9 protein-coding genes are annotated in these 17,155 nt (G+C 68.8%); 5 read left to right on the forward strand and 4 right to left on the reverse strand.

Translation table 11 applies throughout. The annotated features are described in order from the left end of the window. Positions 1–94 precede the first annotated feature (94 nt). The 4 genes from BMY22_RS20290 (at position 95) to BMY22_RS20305 (ending at position 5,676) form a co-directional block, all read left to right on the forward strand. The gene (locus tag BMY22_RS20290) at positions 95–1,108 is read left to right on the forward strand and encodes an IS110 family RNA-guided transposase (protein ID WP_090621431.1); all 1,014 of its coding nucleotides are present in this window, start codon (positions 95–97) and stop codon (positions 1,106–1,108) included. Positions 1,109–1,541: 433 nt separating this feature from the next. After that, positions 1,542–3,011 (forward strand): type I restriction-modification system subunit M, encoded by a 1,470-nt coding sequence (locus tag BMY22_RS20295; protein ID WP_090625033.1) that lies wholly within the window; start codon positions 1,542–1,544, stop codon positions 3,009–3,011. Further along, entirely contained in the window at positions 3,008–4,702 is a 1,695-nt protein-coding gene (locus tag BMY22_RS20300; RefSeq protein ID WP_143068568.1) for a restriction endonuclease subunit S, read from the forward strand. The genes BMY22_RS20295 and BMY22_RS20300 overlap by 4 nt, the downstream gene beginning before the upstream one ends. Then, positions 4,702–5,676: an Abi family protein gene (locus tag BMY22_RS20305; RefSeq protein WP_244158940.1), complete on the forward strand. Its 975-nt coding sequence runs from the start codon at positions 4,702–4,704 to the stop codon at positions 5,674–5,676. Before BMY22_RS20300 ends, BMY22_RS20305 begins: the two co-directional genes overlap by 1 nt. 141 nt (positions 5,677–5,817) lie before the next feature. Here BMY22_RS20305 and recD read toward each other — a convergent pair whose 3' ends face one another. The 4 genes from recD to nhaA all read right to left on the reverse strand — a co-directional run bounded on the left by recD (position 5,818) and on the right by nhaA (position 16,540). Further along, positions 5,818–7,902: an exodeoxyribonuclease V subunit alpha gene (gene recD / locus BMY22_RS20310; RefSeq protein WP_090625036.1), complete on the reverse strand. Its 2,085-nt coding sequence runs from the start codon at positions 7,900–7,902 to the stop codon at positions 5,818–5,820. Beyond that, positions 7,899–11,582, reverse strand: coding sequence for an exodeoxyribonuclease V subunit beta (gene recB / locus BMY22_RS20315; protein WP_090625038.1), 3,684 nt, complete (start codon positions 11,580–11,582; stop codon positions 7,899–7,901). Before recB ends, recD begins: the two co-directional genes overlap by 4 nt. Continuing rightward, complete coding sequence (recC, locus tag BMY22_RS20320; RefSeq protein WP_090625039.1) at positions 11,579–15,040, reverse strand: exodeoxyribonuclease V subunit gamma; 3,462 nt, start codon at positions 15,038–15,040, stop codon at positions 11,579–11,581. Before recC ends, recB begins: the two co-directional genes overlap by 4 nt. A 162-nt stretch (positions 15,041–15,202) precedes the next feature. Continuing rightward, the gene (gene nhaA, locus BMY22_RS20325) at positions 15,203–16,540 is read right to left on the reverse strand and encodes a Na+/H+ antiporter NhaA (protein WP_090625041.1); all 1,338 of its coding nucleotides are present in this window, start codon (positions 16,538–16,540) and stop codon (positions 15,203–15,205) included. Between the two features lie 217 nt (positions 16,541–16,757). Here nhaA and BMY22_RS20330 point away from each other — a divergent pair. After that, positions 16,758–17,155: IS607 family transposase (locus BMY22_RS20330; RefSeq protein ID WP_143068569.1), on the forward strand; the 398-nt coding region annotated here is incomplete at its 3' end.

Consider the following 17,155-nt stretch of genomic DNA (forward strand, 5'->3'; position numbering starts at 1 on the left):
CGTAGGGCAATGAAATGGACTCCCCCCTCCTACGGCGTCAACGCGCCAGACTGAAGTTGCTGGAAACAGCAGTCATCAGAAGGAGGGAGTCCCCATGAAACTCAAGCGGATAGGCGTCGATTTGGCAAAGCAGGTGTTCCAGCTTCATGGCGTCGACAGCCACGAACAGGCGGTCTGCCGCAAGCAGCTCAAACGCTCGCAAATGCTGGACTTCTTTCGTCGACTCGAGCCCTGCACGGTGGCGATGGAGGCCTGTGGCAGTGCCCATTACTGGGCGCGGGAACTGCGGACCCTCGGGCACGAGGCGCGTCTGATCGCACCGCAGTTCGTCAAGCCCTACGTCAAGAGCGGCAAGAACGACGCCAATGACGCCGAGGCGATCTGCGAGGCAGCCAGTCGACCGAGCATGCGCTACGTCGAGGTGAAGAGCGCCGAGCAGCAGGCCGGCCAGGCGCTGCACCGGATCAGGAGCCGCCTGATCCGGGCGCGGACGGCGCTGGTCAACGAGATTCGCGGACTGCTGGGCGAGTTTGGCCTGGTCGAAAGCCGGCACGGCATTGCGGCTACCCGCCGACTGGCGCAGACGGCCCTGGATGCGCAGAACGGCCTGCCTGGGCAGATGCGCGAGCTGCTGGCGGAGTTGCGTGGCGAGTTGGACGAGCATGACGCGCGGCTGTCCCGTCTCGACGACATGATCCGGCGCCAGGCCCGCGAGGACGAGCGCGTGGGGCGCCTGATGCAGGTCGAGGGTATCGGTCCGATCACGGCCACCGCCCTGGTGTCGGCCGTGGGCGATGCCCGACAGTTCCGCAGCGCCCGGCAGTTCGCTGCCTGGCTGGGGTTGGTTCCTCGCCAACACTCCAGCGGCGGCAAGGAGCGCCTGGGCTCGATCAACAAACGAGGCGATACCTATTTGCGGACCCTGTTGATTCACGGCGCCCGAGCGGTGTTCAGGCACTGCCAGGACAAGGCGGATCGACGCAGCCAGTGGCTTCGGCAGCTGGTGTGCCGGCGCAACCCGAACATCGCCACGGTGGCCCTGGCGAACAAGAACGCCCGGATCGTCTGGGCGATCCTCAGCCGGGGCGAGGGTTATCGGCCTAGCTGAGGCCCCCGGGCTGTAAAGCCTGGGAGACGTTGAGCGGTAGATCCACCACGATTGCACAGTGACATGCAGCGATGACGAACCGGGCGAACCGGCATGTGTGAAACCTGCTTGTACCCCAGACCCTCTGCTCACCAAGGCCGCTAGGGCGATCAGGCGCACATGAGCGGATATTCATCATGGCTCGGGGCAAACAGAGCCCCCTCGAAAGCCGGATATACGGAAGCAGTCGTACCAAGGTCGTCGACACAGCGTTTCACTGGCAAACCGGGGGGAGTCCATATACGGGTTAGCCGCGTCGCGGCGTAACCCGCCAAGGATGCCGCCAGGCATCCCCGTTGCCGACCTTGCGGCCGGTTGGTGGGTTACGGCCTGCGGCCTAACCCACCCTACGGTTAAGATTCACGACTTTTGCCGTTTGCCCCGAGAGAAACCCATGTCCATCAGCACCACCATCAAATCCATCCAGGACATCATGCGCAAGGACGTCGGCGTCGACGGCGACGCCCAGCGCATCGGCCAGTTGGTCTGGATGCTGTTTCTCAAGATCTTCGACGACCGCGAGATGGAATGGGAGCTGCTCGACGACGACTACCGCTCGCCGCTGCCGGCGAGCTGCCGCTGGCGCAACTGGGCGGCCGACCCCGAGGGCATCACCGGCGAGGCGCTGAAGGACTTCATCGACAACCACCTGTTCCCGGAGCTGCAGAACCTCCATACATACAGCACCAGCCCGGCCGCCTTCGTGGTGCGCGGCGTGTTCGAGGACGCCTACAACTACATGAAGTCCGGCCAGTTGATCCGCCAGGTGATCAACAGGCTCCAGGACGGCGTCGACTTCAACCGGGCGCAGGAGCGCCACGCCTTCGGCGACATGTACGAACAGCTGCTGCGCGACCTGCAGGGCGCCGGCAACGCCGGCGAGTTCTACACCCCGCGCCCGGTCACCGAGTTCATGGTGCGCATGGTCGACCCCAGGCTGGACGAGAAGGTCATGGACCCGGCCTGCGGCACCGGCGGCTTCCTCACCTGCACCATCGAGCACAAGCGCAAGCACTACGTGAAGACCGCCGAAGACGAGCGCGCCCTGCAGGCCAGCCTCTTTGGCGTGGAAAAGAAGCCGCTGCCGCATCTCTTGGCCACCACCAACATGATCCTCCACGGCATCGAGGTGCCCAGCCAGATCCGCCACGACAACACCCTCGCCCGCCCGCTGACCAGCTGGGGACCGAAGGAGCGCGTCGACTGCATCGTCGCCAACCCGCCGTTCGGCGGCATGGAGGAAGACGGCATCGAGGGTAACTTCCCCAGCGCCTTCCGCACCCGCGAAACCGCCGACCTGTTCCTGGTGCTGATCATGCACCTGCTCAAGGATGGCGGCCGCGCCGCCGTGGTGCTGCCGGACGGCTTCCTGTTCGGCGAGGGCATCAAGTCGCGGATCAAGGAAAAGCTGCTGACCGAATGCAACCTGCACACCGTGGTGCGCCTGCCCAACGGCGTGTTCAACCCTTACACCGGGATCAAGACCAACCTGCTGTTCTTCACCAAGGGCACGCCGACCCGGCATGTGTGGTTCTACGAACACCCCTACCCGGCCGGCTACAAGAACTACTCCAAGACCCGCCCGCTGCGCATCGAGGAATTCGCTGCCGAACAGGCCTGGTGGGGCAGCGCCGCCGACGGCTTCGCCAGCCGTGTGGAGAACGAACTCGCCTGGAAGGTCAGCGTCGAGGAGTTGCAGGCGCGCAACTGGAACCTCGACTGCAAGAACCCCCACGTCGGCGAGCAGGAAAGCCACGACCCGGACGAGCTGCTGCGTGACTACGCCAAGGTGCAGGGCGAGATCGCCGAGCTGCGCGAACAGCTCAAGGCCGTGCTGGCCGAAGCGCTGGAGCGTGACGCATGACCGCGCTGCTGACCGACAACCTGCCGCTGCTGGCCGGCGCGCCCAATGGCATCAAGAAACTGCGCGAGCTGATTCTGGAACTGGCCGTGCGCGGCAAGCTGGTGCCGCAGGACCCCAGCGACGAGCCGGCCAGCGAGCTGCTCAAGCGCATTGCCGAGGAAAAGGCGCGGCTGGTGGCTGAGGGCAAGATCAAGAAGCAGAAGCCGCTGGCGGAGATTGGCGAGGAGGAAAAGCCGTTCGAGCTGCCGGAGGGGTGGGAGTGGAGTCGGTTGTCAGAGGTTGCACTGATCAACCCTAGAAATAGTGCTGCAGACTCGGTCGAGGTCTCTTTTGTGCCAATGACGCTGATCGGAACTCGCTTCGATGGTCGGCATGGGCAAGAGGTGCGCACGTGGGCCGAGGTGAAGCAAGGCTTCACACATTTTGCCGAGGGCGACGTTGGTGTAGCGAAGATCACGCCATGCTTTGAAAACAGCAAGGCCTGCGTATTCTCCGAACTGAAAAATGGTTTGGGTGCAGGAACGACCGAGCTGCATATCGTTCGTCCCGTCGGAGATTTTCTGGCTGCCCGCTACGTTTTGGCTTACCTGAAGTCTCCACAGTTCCTATTGGTCGGCGAGACCACAATGACCGGAACGGCTGGTCAAAAGCGGTTGCCCAAGGATTTTGTCGAGTCCAATCCCTTCCCGTTGCCACCCCTCGCCGAACAACACCGCATCGTTGCCAAGCTCGACGAGCTGATGGCCCTGTGCGACCGCCTGGAAGCCCGCCAGGCCGACGCCGAAAGCGCCCACGCCCGGCTGGTGCAGGCGCTGCTCGACAGCCTGACCCAGGCCAGCGACGCCGACGACTTCGCCGCCAGCTGGCAACGCCTGGCCGAGCACTTCCACAGCTTGTTCACCAGCGAATCCAGCATCGACGCCCTCAAGCAGACCCTGTTGCAACTGGCGGTGATGGGCAAGCTGGTGCCGCAAGATCCCAGCGACGAGCCGGCCAGCGAGTTGCTCAAGCGCATCGCCGAGGAAAAGGCGCGGTTGGTTAAGGAGGAAGGACTGCGTACAACTGCTCAGGATGATGTGCCAAAGGATGAACATTATTTAGAGTTGCCACGAGGCTGGGCCTACTGTCGCCTTGGCAACCTGGCACGGTTTATTGACTATCGAGGAAAGACGCCAACTAAAACACAGGCTGGGATTCCCTTGATTACCGCTAAGAACGTGCGGCCAGGGTTCATCAGCAGAGAGCCACAGGAGTTTATCGCCACTGTGGACTATGAAGCTTGGATGACGAGGGGCTTTCCTCGTATTGGTGACATGCTTTTTACCACTGAAGCGCCGATGGGGAATGTTGCTCTGATTGATATTTCGGAGAAATTTGCTCTGGCTCAGCGTGTAATTTGCTTCCAGCTGCATGAGCTTCTAATCGGGCCATTTCTGAAGCTGGCTATCATGTCCTCGGCCTTTCGGAAACAGCTTTTGGACGCGTCCACAGGGATGACAGCAACAGGCATCAAAGCTTCCCGCCTCAAAGAAATTCCTGTACCGCTACCGCCACTCGCTGAACAACATCGCATCGTCGCCAAACTCGACCAGCTGTTGTCCCTCTGCGACCAGCTCAAGGCTCGCCTGACCGCCGCCCGCCAGCTCCACGAGCGGCTGGCCGGCACCCTTGTGGAACAGGCGGTAGCGTGATGGCCTACAACCGCCCCTGGAAGTCCTTTGCCGATCAGCTGGAACTGCTCAAGTCACGCGGCATGTCGGTCACCGACGAGGCCGCCGCGCTCAGCTACCTGGAGCGCATCGGCTACTATCGCCTGAGCGCCTACTGGTATCCGTTCCGGGTGTTCAAGGTGGCGCAAGACCCGGCCACCCGTGCCCTCAGCACCGTGCGCACGGATCGGTTCGAGGCCGATACCCAGTTTGTCGGTGCCGTCGAGCTGTACCTGTTCGACAAGAAGCTGCGCCTGCAGGTGATGGATGCGCTGGAGCGTATCGAGATCGCCCTGCGGGTCGACATCGCCTACCTGCTGGGAGCGCATGACACCTTTGCCTATTTGACGGCGAACTCGCTGCACCCTTCTTTCGCCAACAAGATCGGCAAGCGCACGAAGAAAAGCGCCTTCGATACCTGGCAGGAGAAATACAGCAGCCTGCTGGCACGCTCCAAGGAGGATTTCGTCAAGCACTACCGCGCCAATCACGGCCCCGATCTGCCCATCTGGGTCGCGGTCGAGGTCTGGGACTTCGGCGCGGTTTCCCAGTTGCTGGCCATGATGAAGGTGGCGGATCAACAGCGGATTGCCGCCAAATATGGTGTGAGTGACTGGAAGGTTTTCCAGAGCTGGGTGCGCTCGCTCAGCTATCTTCGCAACCTTGCCGCCCACCACAGCCGCCTGTGGAACCGCAACGTGACGGATCAGCCGAGCCTGCCAAGACAAGGCGAGATCGCCTGGTGCGATGACTTCATCGGCAAGGCCGACCTGATCGCCAAACCCTTCCTGCTGCTGGCCATCGCCCGGCATCTGGTCAAGGTGGTTTGCCCGCACAGCGAATGGCATGTGCGCCTGAAGAAGCATCTGGAGGCATTCCCGCAGCAGCATTCGCGCCGCAAGCTGTCCATCGCGGACATGGGGGTTCCGGCGGGGTGGGAGAGTTGGTGGATCTGAACGATCCAGGCCGGAAAATAAGAACCCCCGCGTAAGCTCACAAGGAACCAAGAGGCGGGGGCCGTGTTGCCGGTGAGTATAAGAGCCTTAAGTCATACGTCAATCGTCGCATTGCTCATTGGTCGCCGGGACGCGCGCCCCCTACCCCACAAGCGCCTCCACCAACCCGCTGCGCCGTTCCACCTGTCGTCTGACCGCCTCGTCGAACACGCTGCCGCGGCTTTCGATCAGGCTGAACCAGTGCCGGGCGCGGGTGATGCCGGTGTAGACCAGTTCCTTGGTCAGCACCGGGTTGAGGGTGTCGGGGAGGATCAGCGCGGTGTGGGCGAATTCCGAGCCCTGGGACTTGTGCACGGTCATCGCGAACACCGTCTCCACCGCGCTCAGGCGACTGGGCAGGATGAAGCGCAGCCCGCCGGAGCCGTCGTTGCGCGGGAAGACCACGCGCAGCAGCGGGTGCGCCGGCTGGCCGGGCCGCTCGGCCGGTTCGGGCAGGCGCAGGGCGATGCCGATGTCGCCGTTCATCAGGCCCAGGCTGTAGTCGTTGCGAGTCACCAGCACCGGGCGGCCCTCGTACCAGCCCTGGTCGCCGTCGAGCAGGCCGCGCCGGTGCAGGGCGCCGGCGATGCGCGGATTCAGCCCTTCCACGCCCCAGGCGCCCTTGCGCACCGCGCAGAGCAGCTGGAAGGCATCGAAGGCCGCGAGCACCCGCTTGGCCCACTCGTGCCACGCCGGATCGTCCGGCAGGCAGTCGGCGGCCGGGCGCGAGTCGCGCAGCACCTCGAGGTAATGGGCGTAGCCCTGCGGTCGCTCCCCGTCCCGCGCCGGCCGGCCGCCGAGCAGCAGGCGCTCCAGCGCCGCATCCTCCTCGCCGCGCAGGCGCAGCGCCTGCAGATCGTCGCCGCCCTCGGCGAGGATCGCACGGGCCTGCGCCGCGTCGCGGGCGTTGACCGCGCGGGCCAGGCGGCCGATCCCCGAGCCGCTGCCGAAGCGCCGCGAGTGGCGGAGCATCACGGTGCGCTGGGCCAGCGGCTGGCGGGCGCCATCGCCTTCCCGCAAGGCCGGGTCGGCGAGGGTTTCGCCGCCGATCGCCTCCAGCCAGGCGCGGGTGTCGGCGCTGTAGAAACCGCCCTCGGCGTCGCGGCAGAGGTCGCCGAGCAGCGCACCGGCCTCCACCGAGGCGAGCTGGTCCTTGTCGCCGAGGAGGATCAGCCGGGCGTGGCGCGGCAGCGCGTCGAGCAGGCAGGCCATCATCTCCAGGTCGATCATCGACGCCTCGTCGACCACCAGCACGTCGAGCGGCAGCGGGTTGCCGGCGTGGTGGCGGAAGTGGCGGCTGTCCGGCAGGCTGCCGAGCAGGCGGTGCAGGGTGGTGACCTCGCTGGGGATGGCCTTTTTCACCGAGTTATCCACATTCAGCGAGGCGACCTGGGCGCCGATCGATTCGGTCAGCCGCGCGGCGGCCTTGCCGGTCGGCGCGGCGAGGCGGATGCGCAGCGGCTGGCCGGCGACCTGCGCCGGCTCCTGCAAGAGCGCCAGCAGGCGCACCACGGTGGTGGTCTTGCCGGTGCCGGGGCCGCCGGTGATCAGGCTGAAGCTGCCGCGCGCGGCCAGCGCGCAGGCGAGCTTCTGCCAGTCGGTCAAGCGCGCGCCGTCGACCGTCAGCGGCTCGGGAAAGAGCCTGGCCAGGCTGGCCGACAGCTCCGCCGGCAGCGCCGGCGCATCGTCCAGCCGCGACCCGATGGCCGCCGCCACCGCCCGTTCGTAGTTCCAGTAGCGGCGCAGGTAGAGGCGCTCGCCGTGCAGCACCAGCGGCGCCTCCTCGCCCGTACCGTCGAGCGCCACCAGCCGGCTGCCGGCCAGCGCGTCCCGCCACTGCGCCAGATCGACCCCGGCGAGGATCTCCGAGGGCAGCAGGGTGGCGCGCGCGGCGTCCTCGCCTTCCGGCGGCAGGGACAGGGCGAAGTCCGGGCTGGCGAGGGTCGCCGCCAGGTCCAGGCAGACGTGGCCGTGGCCGAGCTGGTGGCTGGCCAGGGCCGCGGCGAGCAGCGCCAGCGGCGGGCTGTCGCCGTCCAGCTCGCGGAAGAAGCCGGCCAGCGCGCTGTCCAGGGCGCGCAGCCAGCCGCGCGCGACCCAGGCCTCGAGCAGCGCCAGCAGGCTGGCGGCGTCGTGCAGTTCGGCGGCCGGCGCCGCGCCGTCCATCGTCAGGGACAGTTGTTCGCTCATGCCAAGATCTCCCCTTGCTTGTCCATCGACCGCTCCCCCTTGAACAGCGCATCCAGCGCCTCGATCAGCGCGCGCGGCGGGCGGGCATGGTGGATGCCCTGCCCCGCCGCGCGGTGGCCGCGCAGGAACAGACAGAGCGCTCCGCCCATGTGCGCGTCGTAGTCGTAGCCGGGCAGGCGCAGTTGCAGCTGGCGGTGCAGCGCCAGCAGGTAGAGCACGAACTGCAGGTCGTAGCGCTGGCCGGCGACCGCGGCGTCCATCGCCTCGGCGGTGTAGGCGGCATCGCCCTCGCCCAGCCAGTTGGACTTGTAGTCGAGCAGGTAGTAGCGCCCGCCGTGCTCGAACGCCAGGTCGACGAAGCCCTTGAACATGCCGTTGAGGGTGTCCCTGGCCAGCGCCGGCCGCGGTCGGCCGGGCAGCACGTGGCGCTGCACCAGGGCGTCGATGCGGCGCACGTCGACCCGGTGCGCCTCGAACCAGAACTCCAGCTCCGGCTGGTAGCCGGACAACTCGGCCAGCGCCGCGCGGCGGCCCTCGCCGAGGGCCAGCGGGGTGGTCAGCAGCTCGAGCAGCCAGTCGCCGAGGGGCGCGATCCACTCGGTCAGGCCGCGCAGCTGGCAGCGCCGGGCGAGCTGGTCGCGCAGCCGCGCGGGATTGGCGGCCAGCGCGGCGAACCCTTCGCGGCCGGCCATTTCCAGCAGGCCATGGAGGAAGGTGCCGGGATGGGGGCCGCGCGGGAAGCGGTGCAGGGTCGGCGTTTCGCCCGCGCGCAGCGGCACGAAGACGCTCTCGCGCTCGTCGTCGGCGGCCTTCTGCGCCGCCGGGCTGTCCGGCGCGGCGTCGTCGAAGCGGCTGGCCGGCGCCTCTTCCGTTCCGCCGGTGCGCAGGGCGCTGTAGGAGGCGATCCACCAGTGCTCGGCGGCGCGCCGCGCCGGGATGCGCCAGAGCGGCGGAGCCTCGGCGGCACTTTGCTCGCGAAACAGCGCGGCGCCGGCATCCGGCGCCGCCAGCACCCGGCTCTCCCCGTCCTTGTTCAGCGGCGCGAGCCACTGCGCGAGGCTGCCGTCGTCGGCCAGCGGCGCGCCGCCGCCGAGCAGATAGCCCAGCGCCGACTCGTGCAGGCGCGATTTCTTGCCGTTGCCGACCTTGAGGTCGGCGATGCCCAGCCAGCAGGCGTGCCGCGCGCGGGTCAGCGCCACGTAGAGCAGGCGCAGCTCCTCGCCCAGGCGCTCGCGGTCGGCCCGCTCGACGACCTGCGGGTCGGGGTTCAGCACCAGCCGGCGGCGTTCGCCGTCGTGGACCTGCAGCGGCTTGCCGCCGTCCACCGTACGGAAGGCGCAGACGAACGGCAGGAACACCAGCGGGTATTCCAGCCCCTTGGACTTGTGGATGGTCACCACCCGCACCAGCGCCGCGTCGCTTTCCAGGCGCAGCACCTGCTCCTCGGCGGCCTCGATCTCGCCGGCCAGCAGCTCGGACAGGTAGCGGATCAGCGCCTGTTCGCCGTCCAGCTCGGCGGCGGCGCGTTGCAGCAGCTCGGCCAGGTGCAGCAGGTTGGTCAGCGCCCGCTCGCCGTCGGGACGCGCCATCAGCCGCTGCGGCAGGTCGAAGTCGTGGAGCAGTTGGTGGAGCATCGGCAGCACGCCCTGGCGCTGCCAGCGCTGGCGGTAGCCGCGAAACTGCATGACCCGCCGTTCCCAGTCGCGCTCGTTCTGGTTGAGCTGCTCCAGATCGGCCAGGTCGAGGCCCAGACTGCGGCTGGCCAGCGCGGCGCGCAGCGGACGGTCGAGATCCGGCTCGGCGCAGGCGCGCAGCCACAGCAGCAGGTCGCGGGCCTCGGGGCTGGCGAACACCGAGTCCTGGTCCGACAGGTAGACGCTGCGCACCCCGCGCGCGGCGAGCTGGCCGCGGATCGCCTCGGCCTCGCGAAAGTCGCGCACCAGCACGGCGATGTCGCTGGACTGCAGCGGCGTGAGTTCGCCCTGTTCGACGAACCCCGCCCGCCCCTGCTGGCCGAGGCCGAGCAGCCGGGCGATCTCGCCGGCGGCACGGCCGGCCATCTCGGTGCGGTAGCCGGTGCCGGAGAGCGGCTCCGGGCTTTGCAGGTGCCAGAGCTGGAGGGCCGCCGGGCGCTCGCCCTCGACCTGCCAGACCTCCTGGCGGCCCTGCGCCCGCACCGCATGGAAGGGCAGCGGATTGTCCTCCTCCGCGCGGAACAGGAAGGCCCCGCGCCCGCTCTCGCGCGCCTCGGCCAGCTGGAACACCCGGTTGACCGCCGCGACCATCGCGGGGCTGGAGCGGAAGTTGGTGTCCAGGTCGTAGTGGCGGCCCGCGGTGGCGTAGCGGGCGCGCAGGTAGGTGTGGATATCCGCGCCGCGGAAGGCGTAGATCGCCTGCTTGGGGTCGCCGATCATGAACAGGCCGCCGTCGGCGCGGTTGGCCCGCACCTCGTAGATGCGGTCGAAGATGCGGTACTGCAGCGGGTCGGTGTCCTGGAATTCGTCGATCAGCGCCACCGGGAACTGGGCGCGGATCACCCCGGCCAGGCGCTCGCCGTTGTCGCCCTGCAGGGCGGCGTCGAGGCGGATGAGCATGTCGTCGAAGCCCATCTCGGCGCGGCGGCGCTTCTCCTGCTCGAAGCGCTGGCGCACCCAGGCGGCGGCGTGGCGCCGGGCCGGCTCGTCGGGGTCGGCCAGTGCCTGCAGGCGGCCCGGCAGGCCGACCATCGCATCGAGGCCCGGATGGGCCGGCGGCGTGCCCTTCCAGGCTTCGGCCAGACCGTCGGGGGTCAGGCGCTCGAAGCCCTTGCCCAGCTCCAGACTGGCGGCCTCGGAGGCCGCCCATTCGCGCAGGCTGTTGAACCACGGCTGGTAGTAGCGCGCCTGGATCTTGCGCCCGTCCACCTGCTTGGCCTTCACCGCCGCGTCGAGCAAGGCCTCCAGCTCGTCGGCCCAGCCGGCCCAGCCGGCCTTCAGCGCGGCCAGCTCGCGCGTCTGTTCGGCCAGCACCCGCTCCAGCAGCGCGCCCAGCGCCTCGTCCGGCGCCGCATCCGGCTCGCCGAGCAGCGGACGCAGCTTGTCCCGGAGCAGGCGGTCGGGATGCTCCCAGTGCTCGATCACCCAGGCCAGCGCCGCGCCGGAGAGCGGGTAGCAGTGCCGGCGCCAGTAGTCGCGCACCACCTCGGCCATCAGCTCGCCGTGGTCGGTCTCCAGGGTCTGGGTGAACAGGCTGCCGCTGTCGAAGGCGTGCTCGCGGAGCATCCGCTGGCACCAGCCGTGGATGGTGGAGACGGCCGCCTCGTCCATCCACTGGGCGGCGATGTCCAGGCGGCGGGCGCAGGCCGGCCAGCGTTCGGCAGCGAAGTCGCCGCGCAGCTGCCGGAGCAGGTCGTCGCCCGGCGCCTCCTCGCGAAAGACCTTCGCCGCCTCGACCAGCCGGGCGCGGATGCGGTCGCGCAGCTCGCGGGTGGCGGCGTCGGTGAAGGTCACCACGAGGATTTCCGGCGGCAGCAGCTCGCGGGCGAAGCCCTCGGCGCCGCCGTGGCCGAGCACCAGGCGCAGGTAGAGGGCGGAGATGGTGAAGGTCTTGCCGGTGCCGGCGCTGGCCTCGATCAGCCGGCTGCCGTGCAGCGGAAAGCGCAGCGCCAGCGGGCGTCGTTCCGGGTTCGTCGGCTGGCTCATGCGCAGGTCTCCTCCGTGAGTTCTTCGGGCGGGTGATCGAGCAGCGACTGGTAGAGGTCGCGGCTCCATGCGTAGAAGTCGCCGTCGGCGACCAGGGCGTCGAAGGTCGGGTAGTGCCGCGCCAGGCTGGCGCTGCCGGCCACCTCGCCGGAGCGCTTGTAGCCGCCTTCGTAGGCTTCGCGGGCGGCCTTTTCCGCCGTGCCCCCGTCTTCGTCGCCCGCTTCTCCGGAATTCAGCCAGGCGATGGCGGTGTTCAGCGCCACCGGTAGCGGCGCTTCCAGGCCGGCGCGCCAGGCCTCCAGCCACAGGCGAAGGATCGCCTGCGCCTTCGCCGGCTCGATGGGGGCGAATTTCAGGCTGGTGTCCTCGCCGACCAACAGGGTGGTCAGCCGCAGGCCGCAGGCCGCGGCGGCGACATGGGCCACCCAGGGCCGCAGCAGGCGGTGCCATTTCCAGCGCTTGTCCTTGTTCTGCAGCCCGCCGGGTTGCAGCTCGATGCGCGCCAGCGCCTCGCCCCCGCCGGCGCGCAGCCCGCCCAGCCAGCCCTGCAGCTCGACGCCGGCATGTTCGAACTGCAGCGGCTTGGGCGAGTCCAGGCGTTGCGGCCAGTCCGCGCAGAGCGCCCGGTAGCCCTCGATCTGCTCCGGCAGCGGCTTCAGCACGGACTCGCGCAGGCGCTCGCCGAAGCCGGCCAGCGGCAGCCGGCCGCTGCGCTGCAGACGCAGGGCGGCGGCCTGCAGCGCCGGCTCGACCTGTTCGGGATGCGCTTCCAGGGCCAGGCTGGCGGCGCCGAGCAGCTCCCGGCGCAGCTGGTGCAGTTCCAGGCCGTCGAGGCCGAAGGGTTCCTCGTCGAGCTGGGCTTGCAGCTCTTCGTCGAGATGCACCTTGAGGCGCTGGGTGAAGAAGTGCTTGACCGGGTCGCGCAGGAAGTTCTGCAGGGTCTCCAGGGCCAGCGCGCCGTCCGGCTCGAAGGGCGGCAGCGCACGGGCCGCCCCGGTGGCCGGGGTCCGGCGGTGCAGCGCCGCCCATTCGCGGGCGTAGCTGAACAGCGCGCCGTCGCCGTCGAAGTAGCGGCGGCTGAACGGCTGCAGCGGGTGTTCGGTGGTCAGCGCGGCGAGCAGGTCGCCGTCGCCGCCGAGGGTCCAGCCGCTGGCGAGATGGTCGCGCAACTGGCCGACCAGTACCGAGGCCGGCCGCTCGGCGTTGTCGCGGATGCTCCGCCCCACCCAGCTGACGTAGAGCTGCTCGCGGGCGGCGAGCAGCGCCTCGAGCAGCAGGTAGCGGTCGTCCTCGCGGCGCGAGCGGTCGCCGGGGCGGTAGTCGCCGGCCATCAGGTCGAAGTCCAGCGGCGTCTGGCTGCGCGGGTAGTCGCCGTCGTTCATGCCGAGCAGGCAGACCATGCGAAACGGGATGGCGCGCATCGGCATCAGGGTGCAGAAGTTCACCGCGCCGGCCAGAAAGCGCTGGCTCAGGCGGCCCTGGTCGAGGGTGCCGAGCCAGGCCTCGCGGACCACGCCGAGCGGCAGCGGCTCCTCCAGCCCGACCCCGGCGCACAGCTCCAGCCATTCCTCCAGCGCCTCGACGAGCTGGCCGAGCAGGGTTTCGTCGCGCTCGTTCTGCGCGACGAAGAAGTCGCCGAGCATCGCGTGCAGGATGCGCCCCCACTCGGCCGGCGCGGCGGGCTGCGCCAGGCGTCGGTGCAGGGCGTCGAGGGCGTCGAGCAGCTGCACCAGCGGGCCGATCAGCACGGCGTCCAGCCCGCCGATCTCGTCGAAGGGCTCGATCCCGGCGCAGGCCGCGCCGCGGCCCACCGCGTAGCCGAGCAGCATGCGGCGCAGGCCGAAGCGCCAGGTGTTCTGCTCCAGGCCTTCGGGCAGGCCGAGGGCGGCGCGGCGCTCGGCGTCCAGCCCCCAGCGGATGCCGGCGCCCTCGATCCAGCAGTGCAGGGTCGGCAGCTCGCTCTCGTCGATGGCAAAGCGCGCGCGCAGCGCCGGCACGTCGAGCAGGTCGAGCACCTCGCTGACGGTCAGCCGGCCTTCCGGCAGCTTGAGCAGGTGTTCGACGGCGATCGGCAGCGGGTCGCAGCCGCGCTGGCCCTGATCGGCGAGGGTGAACGGGATGTAGCGGTCGTCGTCCTGGGCGTACTGGCCGAACACCGCCTGGATGTGCGGCGCGTAGGCGTTGACGTCCGGGACCATGACGATCACCTCGCGCGGGCGCAGGCTGGGGTCGGCGGCGAAGCGGTCCAGCAGTTGGTCGTGGAGGATCTCCACCTCGCGCTGGGCGCTGTGGGCGATCTGGAAGCGCAGCGAGCGGTCGGCGGCGGGATCGAGCGGCGGCCACTGCTCGCGGGTTTCGGCGAGGGTGCGCAGGTGGAGGATGTCGTCCTGCAGCTGGCCGAGCAGATGCGTGGTGTCGCCTTCGCCGAACAGGTCGATGCGCCCGCCGAGGATCGCGAAGCGCTCGCGGTAGTGCTCGGGGTCGTCGTGCATGTCGAGCAGGTTGATGTAGTCGCGGCCCTGCTTGCCCCAGGCGGCCAGGAGCGGATGGGCGTGCTGGTGCAGCTCGTCGGCGGAGAGGCCCGGCGCCATCCCGCCCTTGCGCTGCTGGCGGCGGTACTGGTGGCGCAGCAGGTCCTGGTCGGGAACGATGTCGCCCCAGTGGTGCCGGCAGGGGTTGTGCACGCAGAGCAGCACCTGGCTGAAGCGCGCCAGGGCGGCCAGCGCCTCGACGGTCTGCGCCGGCAGCGAGGAAATACCGAACACGATGACCCGCCGCGGCAGGCCGGGCGGCAGCGCCTCGACCGTGCGCAGGCGCTCGACGAAGCGCGGATGGACGCCGGCGCGGCTCTCGGCCAGTTGCTCGCGGCCGACGTCCGCGAGCAGCGCGCGCCACAGCGCCGGCTGCCAGCGCACCGCCTCGTCCAGCGGCTGGGCGCCGCCCCGCGAGGTGCGCAGCCGGTCGTGTCCGGCGGCCCAGTCGGCCAGCCAGTCGGCGCGGTACACCTGGTACTGGTCGAACAGGTCGGCGAGGCGCTCGGCCAGTTGGTGGCGCTTGCGCAGGTCGGCATCGCCGTCGAGGAAACGGCGCAGCGGGGCGAACGCCTCGCCGGCCAAGAGGCCCGGCAGCAGGCGCATCAGCCGCCAGGTCAGCGGCGCCTTGTCGAGCGGCGACTCGCGGGGAATGCTCTCGCTGCCCAGCACCGCACGATAGGTCTGCCAGAGAAAGCGCGCCGGCAGCTCGACCTGGATCGCCGCGGCGATGCCGCAGCCGTCCTGAGCGGCCAGCGCCAGCTTCAGCCACTGGGCGATGCCGTTGCTCTGCACCAGCACCACCTCGTTCTCCAGCGGCGCCAGCGGATGGCTGCGCATCCACGCCACCGCCAGCTCGCGCAGCTCCTCCAGGCGGTTGCCGTGCACCACCATCAACCCCGGCGTCAGCCCCTCGTTGTCCTGCATGTCCCGCTCCCTTCAGCGACGAAGGGGCCATTGTGCCAGTCGAGCGCGACGCCGGGTGTCGCGCTCGGCCGTCGCGGCGGCCATCGCCGACGAGAAGACGCGGACAGTCGCGCTACGGGTCAGGGGGTGGCCGGGGAAAATCGGCCGGTTGCCCCGGGCGCCTCAAGGCACGCGCTTTCCCTGCCGGGTCACCCAGAACAACAGCGCGAGGCCCACCGCGGCGGAAAAGAGCGAGGCGAGGAAAATCCCCAGTTTGGCCTGATTGAGCAGGCTCCTGTCGAACGCCAGGTTGCTGATGAACAGCGCCATGGTGAAGCCGATTCCGGCGAGGATGCTGCCGCCGGCCAGCAGTTTCCACTCAAGTTCGGCAGGCTTGATCGCGCCCAGGCGCAGCGCCAGCCAGGTGAAGGCCAGGATGCCGGCCGGCTTGCCGAGGGCGAAGCCGACGAACACCGCGACGGTGACGGCGTCGCCGAGATCGCCCAGGGACAGCGGCACCCCGGCGTTGGCGAAGGCGAAGAGCGGCATGACCAGATAGGCGACCCACGGATGCAGGGCGATCTGGATCCGTTCGGCCGGCGACAGGGTTTCGCGCGCCGCGGTTTCCGCCAAGCGCAAGGACTGCCGGTCGCGGGTCGCCCCGCTCCCCTCATTGCCGGCGGGATGGGCGACGACCCGGTCGAGAATGCGGTACAGGCGCTCGTCGCTGACCCAGCGGCCGGTGGGCGTCATCAGCCCGAGCAGCACGCCGGTGATGGTCGCATGGATTCCGGAGCGGTCGACGGCGAACCAGATGAAAGCGCCGGCCAGGACGTAGAGCGACATACTGCGGATGCCGACGAGAGCCATCAGGCGGACCACCGCGAGCCCCACGCCCGCGACAGCCAGCGCACTCCAGGCCAGCTGATGGCCGCCATAGCCGATGGCGACCACCAGGATCGCGCCGATGTCGTCGACGATCGCCAGCGACAGCATGAAGACCCGCAGGCTTTGCGGGATGCGCGATTTCAGCAGCGCCAGGCAGCCGATCACGAAGGCGGTATCGGTGGCCATGACCGCGCCCCACCCCGCCTCGCCGGGGCGACCCGACTGCAGGAGCAGGTACAGCGCCGCCGGCACCCCCATGCCCCCCAGGGCCGCCGAGACCGACAAGGCGGCCATCCGCGGATGGCGCAATTCGCCCAGCACCAGTTCCCGCTTGAGCTCGACGGCGACCAGGAAGAAGAACAGCGTCATCAGCCCGTCACCGATCCAGTCCCTTATGGAGCGGACGAAGTCCAGCGAGCCGACCTGCAAGCCTATGGGGGTTTCCCATGCGCCCAGAAAGGCCTCGGCCCAGGGTGAGTTGGCAAGCCCCACGGCAGCGACCGTGAAGAACAGCAGAACGGCCGCGGCGACGGCCTCGATGCGCAGGAAGCGGGCCAGCGGTTTGCTCAGCCAGTGAACGGACTCTTCGGGCAGCCGGGCGGAATCGGCATTTCCCTGCTGGTCGTCATGCATGGCGAACGCCCTCTGGTTTGCGGGTTGGAGCACCCGGGGGACGTCCAACCCAGGTAATGGAAGACCGGGAGAACCCCGGGCCGCCCATCAACTTATAGCCTGTCGATGCCCGGCAAGGAGAATGAAGCGCCTGGCTTTGGCGTAGGCCGTCGTCCCGGGCCAGAGGGCTTTAACAGTTTGATTGAAACACCATCATAGCTGTGCAATGCTGTCCAATATGGATAGATTAGTAAGCATTGGTGAAGCCGCCAAGGCGCTGGGCGTGTCGATCACGACGCTGCGGCGCTGGGAGGCATCGGGCAAACTGGTTGCCGAGCACACGGCAGGCGGCCACCGCCGCTACGACCTCGCCAAACTGAAGCCTGAGCTGTTCCGTTCGGAGGCCGAGGCCTGCCGCAGGACGGTGGCCTACGCTCGCGTTTCCAGCCACGACCAGAAGGACGACCTGGAGCGCCAGAAGCAGGTGCTGGAGCTGTACTGCGCCCGCCAGGGCTGGACGTTCGAGGTGATCGCCGACCTGGGCTCCGGCATGAACTACCAGAAGAAAGGGCTCAAGCGCCTGCTGGAATCCATCATCGAGGGGCAGGTCGGGCGGCTGGTCATCACCCACAAAGA

The sequence above is a fragment of the Azotobacter beijerinckii genome (assembly GCF_900110885.1).
Classification (GTDB): domain Bacteria; phylum Pseudomonadota; class Gammaproteobacteria; order Pseudomonadales; family Pseudomonadaceae; genus Azotobacter; species Azotobacter beijerinckii.

Excerpts from the sequence above, each read along its gene's own strand:
- BMY22_RS20305 (WP_244158940.1), top strand. The coding sequence starts at position 4,702 with ATGGCCTACAACCGCCCCTGGAAGTCCTTTGCCGATCAGCTGGAACTG.
- recC (WP_090625039.1), bottom strand. The coding sequence starts at position 15,040 with ATGCAGGACAACGAGGGGCTGACGCCGGGGTTGATGGTGGTGCACGGC.
- recD (WP_090625036.1), bottom strand. The coding sequence starts at position 7,902 with ATGAGCGAACAACTGTCCCTGACGATGGACGGCGCGGCGCCGGCCGCC.
- recB (WP_090625038.1), bottom strand. The coding sequence starts at position 11,582 with ATGAGCCAGCCGACGAACCCGGAACGACGCCCGCTGGCGCTGCGCTTT.
- BMY22_RS20295 (WP_090625033.1), top strand. The coding sequence starts at position 1,542 with ATGTCCATCAGCACCACCATCAAATCCATCCAGGACATCATGCGCAAG.
- nhaA (WP_090625041.1), bottom strand. The coding sequence starts at position 16,540 with ATGCATGACGACCAGCAGGGAAATGCCGATTCCGCCCGGCTGCCCGAA.
- BMY22_RS20290 (WP_090621431.1), top strand. The coding sequence starts at position 95 with ATGAAACTCAAGCGGATAGGCGTCGATTTGGCAAAGCAGGTGTTCCAG.
- BMY22_RS20300 (WP_143068568.1), top strand. The coding sequence starts at position 3,008 with ATGACCGCGCTGCTGACCGACAACCTGCCGCTGCTGGCCGGCGCGCCC.